Origin of the sequence: Pseudomonas sp. s4, from assembly GCF_046764235.1 — a bacterium.
GTDB lineage: Bacteria > Pseudomonadota > Gammaproteobacteria > Pseudomonadales > Pseudomonadaceae > Aquipseudomonas > Aquipseudomonas asiatica.
Genome location: NZ_CP177209.1, coordinates 6,189,099 through 6,202,414 on the forward strand (window position 1 = coordinate 6,189,099; position 13,316 = coordinate 6,202,414).

Annotated in this window: 15 protein-coding genes; 9 read left to right on the top strand and 6 right to left on the bottom strand. The window is 64.0% G+C overall.

Going from position 1 to position 13,316, the window contains the following annotated elements:
- Positions 1-23: 23 nt before the first annotated feature.
- Positions 24-893 carry an NAD-dependent epimerase/dehydratase family protein gene (locus tag ACK56M_RS28665; protein WP_015272337.1) on the bottom strand — a complete coding sequence of 290 codons (870 nt, stop codon included), beginning with the start codon at positions 891-893 and terminating at the stop codon, positions 24-26.
- Positions 894-1,083: 190 nt separating this feature from the next.
- On the opposite strand from ACK56M_RS28665, the gene exbB reads away from it, so the two are divergent.
- The 6 genes from exbB to ACK56M_RS28695 all read left to right on the top strand — a co-directional run bounded on the left by exbB (position 1,084) and on the right by ACK56M_RS28695 (position 7,803).
- Complete coding sequence (gene exbB, locus ACK56M_RS28670; RefSeq protein WP_015272338.1) at positions 1,084-2,058, top strand: tonB-system energizer ExbB; 975 nt, start codon at positions 1,084-1,086, stop codon at positions 2,056-2,058.
- A 3-nt stretch (positions 2,059-2,061) separates the two neighbouring features.
- The gene (gene exbD / locus ACK56M_RS28675) at positions 2,062-2,490 is read left to right on the top strand and encodes a TonB system transport protein ExbD (protein ID WP_013974803.1); all 429 of its coding nucleotides are present in this window, start codon (positions 2,062-2,064) and stop codon (positions 2,488-2,490) included.
- The gene (locus tag ACK56M_RS28680) at positions 2,487-3,218 is read left to right on the top strand and encodes an energy transducer TonB (RefSeq protein ID WP_015272339.1); all 732 of its coding nucleotides are present in this window, start codon (positions 2,487-2,489) and stop codon (positions 3,216-3,218) included. The genes exbD and ACK56M_RS28680 overlap by 4 nt, the downstream gene beginning before the upstream one ends.
- Before the next feature lie 94 nt (positions 3,219-3,312).
- A complete protein-coding gene (locus ACK56M_RS28685) occupies positions 3,313-4,239 on the top strand; it encodes a hydrogen peroxide-inducible genes activator (RefSeq protein WP_013974805.1) in 927 nt (308 codons plus the stop codon).
- Between the two features lie 3 nt (positions 4,240-4,242).
- Positions 4,243-6,321: an ATP-dependent DNA helicase RecG gene (gene recG / locus ACK56M_RS28690; protein WP_015272340.1), complete on the top strand. Its 2,079-nt coding sequence runs from the start codon at positions 4,243-4,245 to the stop codon at positions 6,319-6,321.
- 78 nt (positions 6,322-6,399) lie between these two features.
- Positions 6,400-7,803: an aminoacyl-tRNA deacylase and HDOD domain-containing protein gene (locus ACK56M_RS28695; protein WP_015272341.1), complete on the top strand. Its 1,404-nt coding sequence runs from the start codon at positions 6,400-6,402 to the stop codon at positions 7,801-7,803.
- Positions 7,804-7,937: 134 nt separating this feature from the next.
- Here the strand turns inward: ACK56M_RS28695 and ACK56M_RS28700 are convergent, their stop codons facing one another.
- The 4 genes from ACK56M_RS28700 to ACK56M_RS28715 form a co-directional block, all read right to left on the bottom strand.
- Positions 7,938-8,312 carry a hypothetical protein gene (locus tag ACK56M_RS28700; protein ID WP_015272342.1) on the bottom strand — a complete coding sequence of 125 codons (375 nt, stop codon included), beginning with the start codon at positions 8,310-8,312 and terminating at the stop codon, positions 7,938-7,940.
- Positions 8,313-8,460: 148 nt separating this feature from the next.
- The gene (locus ACK56M_RS28705) at positions 8,461-8,760 is read right to left on the bottom strand and encodes an HU family DNA-binding protein (protein WP_013974808.1); all 300 of its coding nucleotides are present in this window, start codon (positions 8,758-8,760) and stop codon (positions 8,461-8,463) included.
- A gap of 186 nt (positions 8,761-8,946) precedes the next feature.
- The gene (locus ACK56M_RS28710; RefSeq protein ID WP_054572028.1) at positions 8,947-10,095 is read right to left on the bottom strand and encodes an NAD(P)/FAD-dependent oxidoreductase; all 1,149 of its coding nucleotides are present in this window, start codon (positions 10,093-10,095) and stop codon (positions 8,947-8,949) included.
- Between the two features lie 16 nt (positions 10,096-10,111).
- Positions 10,112-10,279: a rubredoxin gene (locus ACK56M_RS28715; RefSeq protein WP_003253349.1), complete on the bottom strand. Its 168-nt coding sequence runs from the start codon at positions 10,277-10,279 to the stop codon at positions 10,112-10,114.
- A 227-nt stretch (positions 10,280-10,506) separates the two neighbouring features.
- Between ACK56M_RS28715 and ACK56M_RS28720 the strand changes: the two genes are divergently transcribed.
- Positions 10,507-11,064 carry a chorismate--pyruvate lyase family protein gene (locus ACK56M_RS28720; RefSeq protein WP_015272344.1) on the top strand — a complete coding sequence of 186 codons (558 nt, stop codon included), beginning with the start codon at positions 10,507-10,509 and terminating at the stop codon, positions 11,062-11,064.
- On the top strand, positions 11,064-11,954 hold the full coding sequence (gene ubiA / locus ACK56M_RS28725) for a 4-hydroxybenzoate octaprenyltransferase (RefSeq protein ID WP_015272345.1): 891 nt from the start codon (positions 11,064-11,066) through the stop codon (positions 11,952-11,954). The genes ACK56M_RS28720 and ubiA overlap by 1 nt, the downstream gene beginning before the upstream one ends.
- Before the next feature lie 116 nt (positions 11,955-12,070).
- Here ubiA and ACK56M_RS28730 read toward each other — a convergent pair whose 3' ends face one another.
- Entirely contained in the window at positions 12,071-12,442 is a 372-nt protein-coding gene (locus ACK56M_RS28730) for a hypothetical protein (protein WP_024087921.1), read from the bottom strand.
- A 172-nt stretch (positions 12,443-12,614) separates the two neighbouring features.
- Between ACK56M_RS28730 and phoB the strand changes: the two genes are divergently transcribed.
- Positions 12,615-13,304 carry a phosphate regulon transcriptional regulator PhoB gene (phoB, locus tag ACK56M_RS28735; protein ID WP_003253341.1) on the top strand — a complete coding sequence of 230 codons (690 nt, stop codon included), beginning with the start codon at positions 12,615-12,617 and terminating at the stop codon, positions 13,302-13,304.
- Positions 13,305-13,316 lie beyond the last annotated feature (12 nt).

Genomic DNA, 13,316 nt, shown 5'->3' on the forward strand with positions numbered 1-13,316 from the left:
AGGCCGCTCCTACAGGGGGCGCATCAGGCCTGAGGCTGGTTTTTACCCTCAAGGATGGCCGCATAACCTTCCCTGTAACTCGGATACACCGGCGCCCAGCCCAATGCCCGCGCCCGGGCATTACTGCAGCGCTTGCTGCCGGTACGGCGCACCCGCTGCTCATCCGACCACTCGGTTACCCCCATGTACGCCCGCAGCCAGGCCACCACATCGGCCAGCGGCGCCGGGTCGTCGTCGACGCCGATGTAGCAGTCGTCGAGCACCTTGCCGTCGGCATCGGCCTGCAACAGGAACGCCAACAGGCTGGCAGCATCCTCAGCATGGATGCGGTTGCCATACAGCGGTGGCTCCTCGGCCACGCGGTAGCCCTGGCGCACCTGACTGAGCAGCCACTCGCGGCCGGGGCCATAGATGCCGGTCAGGCGCACCACACTGGCCGGGATGCCGCTGGCCAGTGCCAGCCGCTCAGCCTCCAGCATCAACCGCCCGGAATAACCTTCAGGCTCGGTGGCCGCGCCTTCTTCGATCCACTCGCCGTCCTTCTGTGCATACACGCTGCTGCTGGACACGAACAGCAGCCGTCGTGGGCGTTGGCCGCGCTCGGCCAGCCAGCCCAGCACATGGCGCAAACCGTCGACATAGGCTGCCTGGTAACCCGCCTCGTCATGCTGGCTCGCCGCCACGCAATACACCAGGTAGTCCGGCGCGCGCTGCGGCCAGGCGTCTGGAAGCGATGGCACGGACAAGTCCGCTGCCACAGGCACGACCCCCGCAGGCAACTGCCCGACCGAGCGACGCAGGCCGCTCACCTGCCAACCGCGCGCAAGCATCTGCCGGGCAAGGCGCCCGCCTACATCACCACATCCCACCACCATCACGGAAAGGTCTGACATCTCTAAACTCCCTAGACCAATTGATCAGCCCGACCACGCTACACGATGGATGGCTAGACCATAGGCGAAAAAAGCAACAAGATTACTTTTGTTAACAAGAATTACTTGCAATAATGGCCGCCAAATTGTTCTCGGCCTACCTCGAGGCCTTGGAGAACGTTAACTTCATTCTTCATCAGGTCCGGCCAGCATGACACGTACTCAACCTTCCGCTTCGCCAACCCCGTTGCGCGCCTGGCGCGCCATCGCCGCGCTGACACTCAGCCTGGTGCTGGCCCCAGTGGCCATGGCCGATGAGCCAACCGCCAATGCTGCCGCGCCTGCTGCCGCTACCGCACCGGCTGCTCCGGCAGTTGCTCCAGCCGCAGCACCGGCCAGCGGTGCAGTTGCCGCCACCCCGGCTGATGCCCCGGTCGCTGCAGACCCGAGCGTCGAGGCTCTGGTTGAAGACACCTCGCTGGGCATGGCCCACGACCTGTCCCCTTGGGGCATGTACAAGAACGCCGACGTGGTGGTGAAGGCGGTGATGATCGGCCTTGCCATCGCCTCCATCATCACCTGGACCATCTGGATTGCCAAAGGCTTCGAGCTGATGGGCGCCAAGCGTCGCCTGCGTGGTGAAATCGCCCTGCTGAAGAAATCCGCCAGCCTCAAGGAAGCCAGCGACGTTTCCAACAAGGAAGGCACCCTGGCCCACACCCTGGTCCACGACGCGCTCGAAGAGATGCGCCTGTCGGCCAACGCCCGCGAAAAAGAGGGCATCAAGGAGCGCGTCAGCTTCCGCCTGGAGCGCCTGGTACACGCCAGTGGTCGCACCATGAGCAGCGGCACCGGCGTACTCGCCACCATCGGCTCCACTGCGCCATTCGTCGGCCTGTTCGGTACCGTATGGGGCATCATGAACAGCTTCATCGGCATCGCCAAGACCCAGACCACCAACCTGGCCGTGGTTGCCCCAGGTATTGCCGAAGCCCTGTTGGCCACCGCCCTGGGTCTGGTCGCCGCAATTCCGGCCGTGGTCATCTACAACGTCTTCGCCCGTTCCATCGCCGGCTACAAGGCCCAGGTGTCCGACGCCTCCGCCCAGGTGCTGCTGCTGGTCAGCCGTGATCTGGACCACCAGGGCAGCGAGCGTGTTGCCCCGCACATGGTGAAAGTGGGGTAAGCCATGGGCCTGCATCTCAACGAAGGTGGCGACGACCTCGCCGAAAACCACGAAATCAACGTTACGCCGTTCATCGACGTGATGCTGGTGCTGCTGATCATCTTCATGGTCGCAGCCCCCTTGGCCACGGTCGACATCAAGGTCGACCTGCCGGCCTCGACCGCCAAGCCGGCGCCGAGGCCCGAGAAACCGGTGTTCGTCAGCGTCAAGGCCGACCAGAAGCTGTACGTCGGTGATGACCAGGTCCCTGCCCCCGACCAGCTTGGCCCGATGCTCGACGCCAAGACCAAGGGCGACAAGGAAACCACCATCTTCTTCCAGGCTGACAAAGGCGTGGATTACGGTGACCTGATGGAAGTGATGAACAACATGCGCGCGGCCGGCTACCTGAAAGTCGGTCTGGTAGGTCTAGAGACGGCAGCCAAGAAATGACAAGAACGCGCTCGAACATGGCGCGCTACGGTGGCAGCCTGGCGATCGTGCTGGGCGTGCACGTGGTCGCCGTGCTGCTGACGCTCAACTGGTCGGTGCCCCAGGCCATCGAACTGCCACCGGCAGCCATGATGGTCGAGCTGGCGCCGTTGCCGGAGCCTGCGCCACCACCGCCCCCGAAAGCGGCGCCGCAGCCACCGGCACCGGTCGAGGAACCGCCGCTGCCGAAGCTGGCCGAGGCACCCAAGCCCAAGATCGCCATTCCCAAGCCGCCCAAGCCAAAGGCCAAGCCACAGCCGCCCAAGCCCGAGAAAAAGCCTGAGCCGCCGAAGGAAGCACCGCCGACCGAACAAACGGTAGACGCACCGCCCAGCAACACGCCACCGCAGAAGTCCGCGGCACCGGCACCGAGCATTGCGTCCAACAGCAAAGCCCTGCCGACCTGGCAGAGCGACCTGCTGCGTCACCTGGCCAAGTACAAGCGTTACCCGGAAGACGCGCGCCGTCGCGGGCTGCAGGGCATAAACCGCTTACGTTTCGTGGTCGACGCCGAAGGCAAGGTGGTGTCGTACTCCATGGCCGGAGGTTCGGGTAGTGCCGCCCTGGACCGGGCGACCCTGGAAATGATCCGTCGGGCCGGCACGGTACCCAAGCCGCCACCCGAGTTGCTGAACAATGGCACGATCGAAGTCGTGGCACCGTTCGTCTACTCGCTGGACCGCCGCTGAGACTTTTGTTTCTGTCACAAATCGGCAAGTCTGATAACGTGCGTCTATCGATTGCAGCCGCTATGCTGGGCTCGCAACTTCATGGACGCACGTTATGACCCTCACAGAATTACGCTACATCGTCACACTCGCCCAGGAACAGCACTTCGGCCATGCCGCCGAACGCTGTCACGTGAGCCAGCCGACCCTGTCGGTCGGTGTGAAGAAGCTCGAGGATGAGCTTGGCGTGCTGATCTTCGAGCGCAGCAAGAGCGCGGTCCGCCTGACCCCGGTCGGCGAAAGCATCGTCGCCCAGGCGCAAAAGGTACTGGAGCAGGCCCAGGGCATTCGCGAGCTGGCCCAGGCCGGCAAGAACCAGCTGACCGCCCCGCTCAAGGTCGGTGCCATCTACACCGTCGGCCCGTACCTGTTCCCCCACCTGATCCCTCAGTTGCACCGCGTGGCGCCGCAGATGCCGCTGTACATCGAAGAGAACTTCACCCATGTACTGCGCGAAAAGCTGCGCAATGGCGAACTGGATGCGGTGATCATCGCCCTGCCGTTCAACGAAGCCGACGTGCTGACCCTGCCGCTGTACGATGAACCGTTCTGCGCCCTGATGCCGGCCGACCACCCGTGGACGGCGAAAAAGACCATCGACACCGCCATGCTCAACGACAAGAGCCTGTTGCTGCTCGGTGAAGGCCACTGCTTCCGCGACCAGGTACTGGAAGCCTGCCCAACGCTGAACAAGGGCGGTGAAGGCTCCAAGCACACCACGGTCGAGTCCAGCTCGCTGGAAACCATCCGCCACATGGTGGCCTCGGGCCTTGGCGTGTCGATCCTGCCGCTGTCGGCGGTGCACAGCCACCACTACGCCCCCGGCGTCATCGAGGTCCGCCCACTGACCGCACCGGCACCATTCCGCACCGTGGCCATCGCCTGGCGCGCCAGCTTCCCACGGCCGAAGGCCATCGAGATCCTCGCCGACTCGATCCGCCTGTGCTCGGTCGCCAAAGCCCCTGCGGAACAACCGGCCTGAGTCATGAGTGAGCTGTCGAAGGTCCCGGTCACGGTACTCAAGGGGGTTGGCGAGGCCATGGCGGAGAAACTCGCCAAGGTCGGCCTGGAGAACCTGCAGGACGTGCTTTTCCACCTGCCCCTGCGCTACCAGGACCGCACCCGCGTGGTGCCGATCGGCCAGCTGCGCCCTGGCCAGGACGCGGTGATCGAGGGCGTGGTCAGCGGCGCCGACGTGACCATGGGCAAGCGCCGCAGCCTGGTGGTGCGCCTGGGTGACGGCAGCGGCGTGCTGAGCCTGCGCTTCTACCACTTCAGCAACGCGCAGAAGGAAGGACTCAAGCGTGGTACCCACCTGCGCTGCTACGGCGAAGCCCGCCCCGGCGCCTCGGGCCTGGAAATCTACCACCCGGAATACCGGGCGCTGAACGGCGACGAACCGCCGCCACCGGTCGAGCAGACCCTGACGCCGATCTATCCGTCCACCGAAGGCCTTACCCAGCAACGCCTGCGGCTGCTGTGTCAGCAGAGCCTGGGCCTGCTGGGCCCGCGCAGTCTGCCGGACTGGCTGCCCGACGAACTGGCCCGGGACTACCAACTGGCGCCGCTGGACGATGCCATCCGCTACCTGCACAACCCGCCGGCCGATGCCGACCTCGACGAGCTTGCCGAAGGCCAGCACTGGGCCCAGCACCGCCTGGCCTTCGAAGAGCTGCTGACCCACCAGTTGTCGCAGCAACGCCTGCGTGAAAGCCTGCGTAGCCTGCGCGCGCCAGTGCTGCCCAAAGCCCAGCGCCTGCAGGCACAGTACCTGGCCAACTTGGGTTTCCAGCCGACCGGCGCACAGCAGCGGGTGGCCAACGAAATTGCTTACGACCTCAGCCAGCAAGAGCCGATGATGCGCCTGGTGCAGGGCGATGTGGGTGCCGGCAAGACCGTGGTCGCCGCCCTGGCCGCGCTGCAGGCCTTGGAAGCCGGCTACCAGGTGGCCCTGATGGCACCCACCGAGATCCTCGCCGAACAGCACTACATCACCTTCAAGCGCTGGCTCGAACCGCTGGGCATCGAAGTCGCGTGGCTGGCCGGCAAGCTAAAGGGCAAAGCCCGGGCAGCCGCCCTGGAGCAGATCGCCAATGGCGCGCCAATGGTGGTCGGCACCCATGCGCTGTTCCAGGAAGAGGTGAAGTTCAAGCACCTGGCCCTGGCGATCATCGATGAACAGCACCGTTTTGGCGTGCAGCAACGCCTGGCCCTGCGCAAGAAGGGCGTGGCCGGGGAATTGTGCCCGCACCAGCTGATCATGACCGCCACACCCATTCCGCGCACCTTGGCCATGAGCGCCTACGCCGACCTGGACACCTCGGTGCTCGACGAACTGCCACCCGGACGCACCCCGGTGAACACCGTGCTGGTGGCCGATAGCCGCCGCTTCGAAGTGGTCGAGCGGGTGCGCGCCGCCTGCGCCGAAGGGCGCCAGGCCTACTGGGTGTGCACACTGATCGAAGAATCCGAAGAGCTTACCTGCCAGGCCGCCGAAAGCACCTACGAGGAGCTGGGCAGCGCCTTGGGCGAGCTGCGGGTGGGGCTGATCCACGGGCGCATGAAGCCGGCGGAAAAAGCTGAGATCATGGCTGAGTTCAAGGCCGGCAACCTGCAGTTGCTGGTCGCCACCACGGTCATCGAGGTGGGCGTGGATGTGCCCAACGCCAGCCTGATGATCATCGAGAACCCAGAGCGCCTGGGCCTGGCACAGTTGCACCAGTTGCGTGGCCGGGTTGGCCGGGGCAGCGCCGTCAGCCATTGCGTGCTGCTGTACCACCCGCCACTGTCGCAGATCGGCCGCGAGCGGCTAGGGATCATGCGGGAAACCAACGACGGCTTCATCATCGCCGAAAAGGACCTGGAGCTGCGTGGCCCGGGCGAGATGCTCGGCACCCGCCAGACAGGCCTGTTGCAGTTCAAGGTCGCCGACCTGATGCGTGACGCCGACCTGCTGCCGGCCGTGCGCGACGCCGCCCAGGCCCTGATCGCACGCTGGCCGGAGCACGTCAGCCCGCTGCTCGATCGCTGGCTGCGTCATGGCCAGCAATATGGCCAAGTGTGACGCTGGTCCCATAATGGATCCAGATTTGCCCAGAGGCTGGTTATACTTCGCGTTTAAAGGAATCAGTGGATACGGACCATGACTGAAGTTGCCCTGGACACCGCAACCCCACACGCTCCCTCGGTCATCCGGCTGCTGCTCGACAAACTCGGCGTGGCCTACCGCGAGGTGGTCGAACATCCGCACCTGCCGGCAGCGTCGCGGGTACAGGCCGTGCTGCTCGACGACGAGGTCGGCGCCCTGATGGTGCTATTCCCGCAGAGCCAGCTGCTGGACCTCAACCGCCTGGCCGAACTGACCGGTCGCAAGCTCACTGCGGTGTCGGTGCCTCGCCTGAAGCAGATGCTGGACAAGCACCAGCTCAAGGCCCTGCCGGGCATCCCGGCGCTGACCAGCTCGCCGTGCCAGTACGAAAAGAGCCTGCTCGACGCCGAAACCGTATTTATCCAGTCTGGCGAAGCCGGCCTGCTGCTGGAAATCGAACGCGCACACTTCAAGCGGATGCTGGCCAAGGCCAGCGCCAGCAGCTTTGGTCAGGAAGTCGAGGCAATCAACCCCAACCTCGACCGCCCCGATGATGACACCCGGGAAATCACCAACGCCGTCCAGGCCTTCACTGCCCGGCGCATCCAGAAGCGCCTGGAAGAAACCATCGAAATCCCGCCGCTGGCCGACACCGCGCAAAAGATCATCAAGCTACGTGTAGACCCCAACGCCAGCATCGACGATATCACCGGCGTGGTCGAAACCGACCCGGCGCTGGCGGCACAGGTGGTAAGTTGGGCGGCATCGCCCTACTACGCCTCCCCTGGCAAGATCCGCTCGGTGGAAGACGCCATCGTGCGTGTGCTGGGCTTCGACCTGGTGATCAACCTGGCCCTGGGCCTGGCGCTGGGCAAGACACTGAGCCTGCCGAAAGACCACCCCCAGCAGGCCACGCCGTACTGGCAGCAGTCGATCTACACCGCCGCGATCATCGAAGGCCTGACCCGCGCCATGCCACGGGCCGAGCGCCCCGAGGCCGGCCTGACCTACCTGGCCGGGCTGCTGCACAACTTTGGCTATTTGCTGTTGGCGCACGTGTTCCCGCCGCACTTCTCACTGATCTGCCGCCACCTGGAGGTCAACCCGCACCTGTGCCACACCTATGTGGAACAACACCTGCTGGGCATCAGCCGCGAGCAGATCGGTGCCTGGTTGATGAAGCTGTGGGACATGCCGGAAGAACTGTCCGCCGCACTGCGCTTCCAGCACGACCCGGCATATGAAGGCGAGTTTTCGGCGTTCCCCAACCTGGTGTGCCTGGCTACCCGCCTGCTGCGCTCGCGGGGGATTGGCTCTGGGCCACAGCAGGAGATTCCTGACGAGCTGCTGGAACGGCTGGGGATTACCCGGGACAAGGCCGAGGATGTGGTGAACAAGGTGCTCGAGGCAGAGAGCCTGCTGCGTGAGCTGGCTTCGCAGTTCCACGCACCGCACTGATATCAAAAGGGGCCGCTTTGCGGCCCAATCGCCGGCAAGCCAGCTCCCACAGGGATAGCACTGCCCTCAGGCCTGTGTCGAACCTGTGGGAGCCGACTTGCCGGCGATTGGGCTGCAAAGCAGCCCCTTCAATTTCAGGCCTTCTTCTTCGGCTTCAGGTACTTCATCAACCCCTGGAACCACATCACCAGCGCCGGGTTGCCCTTGATCTGGATGTGCTTGTCCTGAATCCCCTGCATGAACGCCAACTGCTTGTTACCTGCCTGCATGGTGGTGAAGCCATAGGCGGCGTCCTTGAAGGCAATGGCGAACGCTGGCTGCGGGTGCGCACCGCCTTTGCTGCTGACGCGTTCGTTGTTGACTATGAAGTGCCGGGCGACCTTGCCGTCCAGGGTCTGCATCTGGAACACCAGGTCCTTGCCCTTGAGCTGCTGCTGGAACGCCGGGTTGTTGCGGCTGGCCCTGGCCATCAACAGCCCCATGGCCCAGAGAAGAAAGCGGAACTTCATCAACGCGCCTCGAATTAAAAGTGACTAAGGCGCGCAGTCTATCCTTTTCCAGAACTATTTATGCAAGTTCGAAACATTTTGCCTGCAGAAAGCACAACGGGCGCCCTGGGGCGCCCGCTTGGCTGACACTGGAGTTGTCAGGGAGCGATCACTTGCCTTTCTTGGCCGGCTTGACGGGGGCGTTGACGCTGTCGCGCAGGTTCTTGCCTGGCTTGAAAGCCACGGTATTGCTGGCCTTGATCTTGACCGGTTCACCGGTTTGCGGGTTCTTGCCGGTACGCGCACCGCGATGACGTTTTTCGAAGGTGCCGAAACCGACCAGGGTCACGGTGTCCTTGTCCAGGGCACCCGTGATGCTGTCGAGAATCGCGTTCAAAACCTGATTGGCCTTTTCCTTGGTCAGATCGGCCTTTTCGGCGATGACGGCGGCGAGTTCTGGTTTGCGCATAGTGAAGCCTCTTTGACGGAATTCTTGTTGTTATGCCGTGCTGCCCTGGGAGCAGCGCTCAAGGCACCGCAGGCTCTAATCTGCGGCAGACGGAAGTGAGGATGGCACGTGCACAGGGGCCGCGCCAGTATCTGGGCGGCCATTGTGCAAGCAACAACAGGATAAATCCGACAGAACGCCAGCTATTTACGCCATCACGGCCGGCAGCTGGCGATTCAGGGCCAGCTTTTCCATCACGGCCGCCCCGGTGAGGGCGTAGCCCAGCAGCTTGCCCTCTGCATCAAGGCAGAGCACCTTGAGGTCACTGCCCTGCCCCTCTACCTGCCAGGTGCCTTCGTGGCCCTGGGGCGGCGGCGAGACCACCAGCGGGCAGGCCGGGGTTTTCACGGTGATCGGCATCGGCCCGTAGGCGACCGTTGTCGGCTTGCCGGCCAGGGTTTGCGCCAGGGCCCGGGCACAGCTCATCAGCGGCATCACATAAAGCAGGTTGATGCCATCGACTTCGGCACAGTCGCCAAGGGCAAAGATATTGGCGTGGGACGTGCGCAACTGGCGGTCCACGCAAACGCCGCGGTTGGTCTGCAGGCCAGCAGCGGCAGCCAGGTCGGTGCGCGGGCGCAGGCCGATGGCCGAAACCACCAGGTCGCAGGCGATCACGCTGCCGTCGGACAAGTGCGCCTCCAGGCCCTGCGCCACCTGCTGCAGGCGGGTCAGTACCGGGCCGAGGTGAAAGCGCACGCCCAGGCCTTCCAGCCCGGCCTGCAGGGCAGTGGCAGCAGCCGGGTGCAGCAGGGTCGGCATGACTTGCTCGCACGGCGCCACCACGTCGACCTGGAAGCCGCCCAGGCTCATGTCGTTGGCGAATTCGCAGCCGATCAGGCCGGCACCGAGGATCAGCACACGCTGTTTGCCGACGGCGGCGGCACGGAAGCGCGCGTAGCCTTCCAGATCGTTGATCGGGAACACCCGATCGCCGCCATCACCTTCGATCGGCACCTGCACCGTCTGCGCACCCCAGGCCAGCACCAGATCGCGGTATTCCACCGCCTCTTCACCTATCCACAAGCGCTTGTGGCCCGGGTCGATGCCGCTGATGCGGGTATGGGTGCGAATCTCGGCATTCAGTTGCTCGGCCATGGCGCCCGGCTCGGCCATGCACAGGCCGTCGGCGTCCTTCTGCTTGGCAAAGCCGGTGGACAGCATGGGCTTGGAGTAGGAACGACCGTCATCGGCGGTGATCAGCAGCAGCGGCGTCTGCGCATCGAGCTTGCGAAATTCACGGGCCAGGTTGTAGCCCGCAAGGCCGGTACCGATGATTACCACAGGGGACGTCATGTCGTGCTTTCCTCGATTAGCCGATGGAGATCATTTCAAAGTCGCTCTTGCCCACGCCGCAGTCGGGGCACAGCCAGTCTTCAGGCACGTCTTCCCAGCGTGTGCCGGGGGCGATGCCGTCGTCGGGCCAGCCTTCGGCTTCGTCGTAGATCAGGCCACAGACAATACATTGCCACTTCTTCATCAGGTCTTTTTCCTCGGTTCAAGCTGGAGCTTTGTGTTGCTGCCGATGGCCTCTTTGCGGGTGAACCCGCTCCTACAGCGACCGCGTAGCCTGTGGGACCGGGTTTACCCGCGACGAAGCCTGCGCGCAATTCGTGGGGCTTTGTAGCGGCCCTGTCAGCAGTATGCAAGCAGTCCGGGCAATCATGCTAAGCTCGCCGCCTCTCTGGTTGTAACAAGCAGACCGACGTGTCGTACGAATCCCCGCAAGCAGCCGCTGTCGCGTGGCTGCCGTATTCACGGCTGGCGACCGACATCGACCAGCCCACCCTTGACTGGCTGTTCGACGAGGGCTCGCTGACCCGTCGCCTGACCCGCCTGTCCAACGACCACTTCTCCGTTACCCCGCTGTTCGAGGGCTGGCAACCGCTGCGCGATGACGAATGCCAGGCACTGGGCATCGCAGCCGGTGCCGAAGGCTGGGTGCGCGAGGTATACCTGCGCGGCCATGGCCAACCCTGGGTGTTCGCCCGCAGCGTCGCCAGCCGCAGCGCCCTGGAGCGCGGCGGGCTGGACCTTGAAACCTTGGGCAGCCGTTCGCTGGGCGAGTTGCTGTTCTGCGACCAGGCATTCATCCGCCACCCCATCGAGGTGTGCAGTTATCCACAGGCCTGGCTGCCGAGCGAGGCCGCCCATACTGCGCTGTGGGGCCGCCGGTCGCGCTTCGAACGTGGCGGCCTGGACCTGCTGGTGGCAGAGGTGTTTCTGCCGGCATTGTGGCAAGCGGCCAAGGAGGAAAACCGCTGATGTACCTGCAACTGCTGAAGTCTCTCAACCGCCTGCACCCACGGGCCTGGGACTTTGTCCAGCTCAGCCGCATGGACCGGCCAATTGGTATCTACCTGCTGCTGTGGCCGACCTTGTCGGCGGTGTGGATTGCTGGCAACGGTTCACCAACCCTGGCCAACGTGCTGATCTTTGGCCTCGGTGTGGTGTTGATGCGCGCCGCAGGTTGCTGCATCAACGACTTTGCCGACCGCAAGGTGGACGGCCACGTCAAACGCACCGCCGACCGCCCCCTGGCCAGCGGCCGGGTCCGCCCGCGCGAAGCATTGGCGCTGTTCGCCATCCTGGTCGGAGTGAGCTTCCTGCTGGTGCTGTGCACCAACAGCCGCACAGTGTGGCTGTCGTTCGGTGCGGTAGCTCTGGCGTTCTGCTACCCGTTCATGAAGCGCTACACCTATTACCCGCAGGTGGTGCTGGGGGCGGCGTATTCCTGGGGCATTCCCATGGCCTTCACCGCAGCGGGTGGCGAGCTGCCGGCCAGCGCCTGGCTGCTGTATATCGCCAACCTGCTGTGGACGGTGGGCTACGACACCTACTACGCCATGGTCGACCGTGATGACGACCTGAAGATTGGCGTGAAGTCGACCGCCATCCTGTTCGGCGATGCCGACCGCACCATCATCCTGACCTTGCAGCTGCTGTCGCTGGGCTGCCTGTTGCTGGCCGGCAGCCGCTTCGAGCTGGGTGGCTGGTTCCACCTGGGGCTGCTGGGCGCGGCGGCGTGCTTTGCCTGGGAGTACTGGTCGACGCGCAAGCTGGACCGGGAGTCGTGCTTCAAGGCGTTTCTGCACAATCACTGGGCGGGGATGCTGGTGTTTATCGGGGTGGTGCTGGATTACGCACTGCGCTGAATATTCTGGGGCTGCCTTGCAGCCCATCGCGACACAAGGCCGCTCCTACAGGGTATCGCGCATTCCTGTAGGAGCGGCCTTGTGTCGCGATGGGCCGCAAAGCGGCCCCGGCAATCTCAAGGCTTGGCAACGTGCCAGACGTCCTTCATGCCGTCACCGGTCATGTCGCCGGCCTTTTTGTCCTTGATGAAGGTGTACAGCGGCTTGCCGTCATAGGCCCACTGCTTGCTGCCATCATCGCGCATCACTACTGTCCACTTGTCCTTGGCCGGTTCGTCATTGGCCTTGACCATCAGCGGCGGCCAGTTCTTGGCGCATTCGCCATTGCACATCGACTTGCCGCCCGCATCCTTGTCGAAGGTGTACAGGGTCATGCCGGCATGATCGACCAACATGCCGCCCTTCTCCATCGCATGGTCGGCCAAGGCCACCCCCGGGAGCGCCAGCGCAGTGAAAAGGGCCATCCAGCTCAGCGTTTGTCGTGTCATTGGATTCACCATTGTTTCGGGGGGATTGGGTTCAAGTTGCCGCAACCACGGCCCTTTCAAGCCTAGTTCAGTCACGGAATGTCGCCAGAACGGCCAACACCCTGTCACACAGCTGCAATAATTCCGTTATCTAATGCGGGCCAAGACACCGTATCCAGGAGAGGTTTTGAGCATGGTTGGCAGGAACATTCTGATCGTCGACGACGAAGCACCAATTCGCGAGATGATCGCCGTTGCCCTGGAAATGGCCGGCTATGACTGCCTGGAAGCGGAAAATTCCCAACAGGCCCACGCGATCATCGTCGACCGCAAACCGGACCTGATACTGCTCGACTGGATGCTGCCGGGCACCTCCGGCATCGAGTTGGCCCGCCGCCTCAAGCGCGACGAGCTGACCGGCGACATCCCGATCATCATGCTCACCGCCAAGGGTGAAGAGGACAACAAGATCCAAGGCCTGGAAGTGGGTGCCGACGACTACATCACCAAGCCGTTCTCACCACGCGAGCTGGTCGCCCGCCTGAAAGCCGTGCTGCGCCGCACCGGCCCGAGCGACAGCGAGGCACCGATCGAAGTCGGTGGCCTGCTGCTCGACCCGATCAGCCACCGCGTGACCATCGACGGCAAGCCAGCCGAGATGGGCCCTACCGAATACCGCCTGCTGCAGTTCTTCATGACCCACCAGGAGCGCGCCTACACCCGTGGCCAACTGCTGGACCAGGTATGGGGCGGTAACGTCTATGTCGAGGAACGCACCGTCGACGTACACATCCGCCGCCTGCGCAAGGCGCTGGGTGAAGCCTACGAAAATCTGGTACAAACCGTCCGGGGCACCGGCTACCGCTTCTCGACCAAGAGCTGATCGAGCTGAAAG

What these genes read in the sequence shown, in the direction of transcription:
- ACK56M_RS28665 (WP_015272337.1), bottom strand. Translation starts at nt 893, where the DNA reads ATGTCAGACCTTTCCGTGATGGTGGTGGGATGTGGTGATGTAGGCGGG.
- exbB (WP_015272338.1), top strand. Translation starts at nt 1,084, where the DNA reads ATGACACGTACTCAACCTTCCGCTTCGCCAACCCCGTTGCGCGCCTGG.
- exbD (WP_013974803.1), top strand. Translation starts at nt 2,062, where the DNA reads ATGGGCCTGCATCTCAACGAAGGTGGCGACGACCTCGCCGAAAACCAC.
- ACK56M_RS28680 (WP_015272339.1), top strand. Translation starts at nt 2,487, where the DNA reads ATGACAAGAACGCGCTCGAACATGGCGCGCTACGGTGGCAGCCTGGCG.
- ACK56M_RS28685 (WP_013974805.1), top strand. Translation starts at nt 3,313, where the DNA reads ATGACCCTCACAGAATTACGCTACATCGTCACACTCGCCCAGGAACAG.
- recG (WP_015272340.1), top strand. Translation starts at nt 4,243, where the DNA reads ATGAGTGAGCTGTCGAAGGTCCCGGTCACGGTACTCAAGGGGGTTGGC.
- ACK56M_RS28695 (WP_015272341.1), top strand. Translation starts at nt 6,400, where the DNA reads ATGACTGAAGTTGCCCTGGACACCGCAACCCCACACGCTCCCTCGGTC.
- ACK56M_RS28700 (WP_015272342.1), bottom strand. Translation starts at nt 8,312, where the DNA reads ATGAAGTTCCGCTTTCTTCTCTGGGCCATGGGGCTGTTGATGGCCAGG.
- ACK56M_RS28705 (WP_013974808.1), bottom strand. Translation starts at nt 8,760, where the DNA reads ATGCGCAAACCAGAACTCGCCGCCGTCATCGCCGAAAAGGCCGATCTG.
- ACK56M_RS28710 (WP_054572028.1), bottom strand. Translation starts at nt 10,095, where the DNA reads ATGACGTCCCCTGTGGTAATCATCGGTACCGGCCTTGCGGGCTACAAC.
- ACK56M_RS28715 (WP_003253349.1), bottom strand. Translation starts at nt 10,279, where the DNA reads ATGAAGAAGTGGCAATGTATTGTCTGTGGCCTGATCTACGACGAAGCC.
- ubiA (WP_015272345.1), top strand. Translation starts at nt 11,064, where the DNA reads ATGTACCTGCAACTGCTGAAGTCTCTCAACCGCCTGCACCCACGGGCC.
- ACK56M_RS28730 (WP_024087921.1), bottom strand. Translation starts at nt 12,442, where the DNA reads ATGACACGACAAACGCTGAGCTGGATGGCCCTTTTCACTGCGCTGGCG.
- phoB (WP_003253341.1), top strand. Translation starts at nt 12,615, where the DNA reads ATGGTTGGCAGGAACATTCTGATCGTCGACGACGAAGCACCAATTCGC.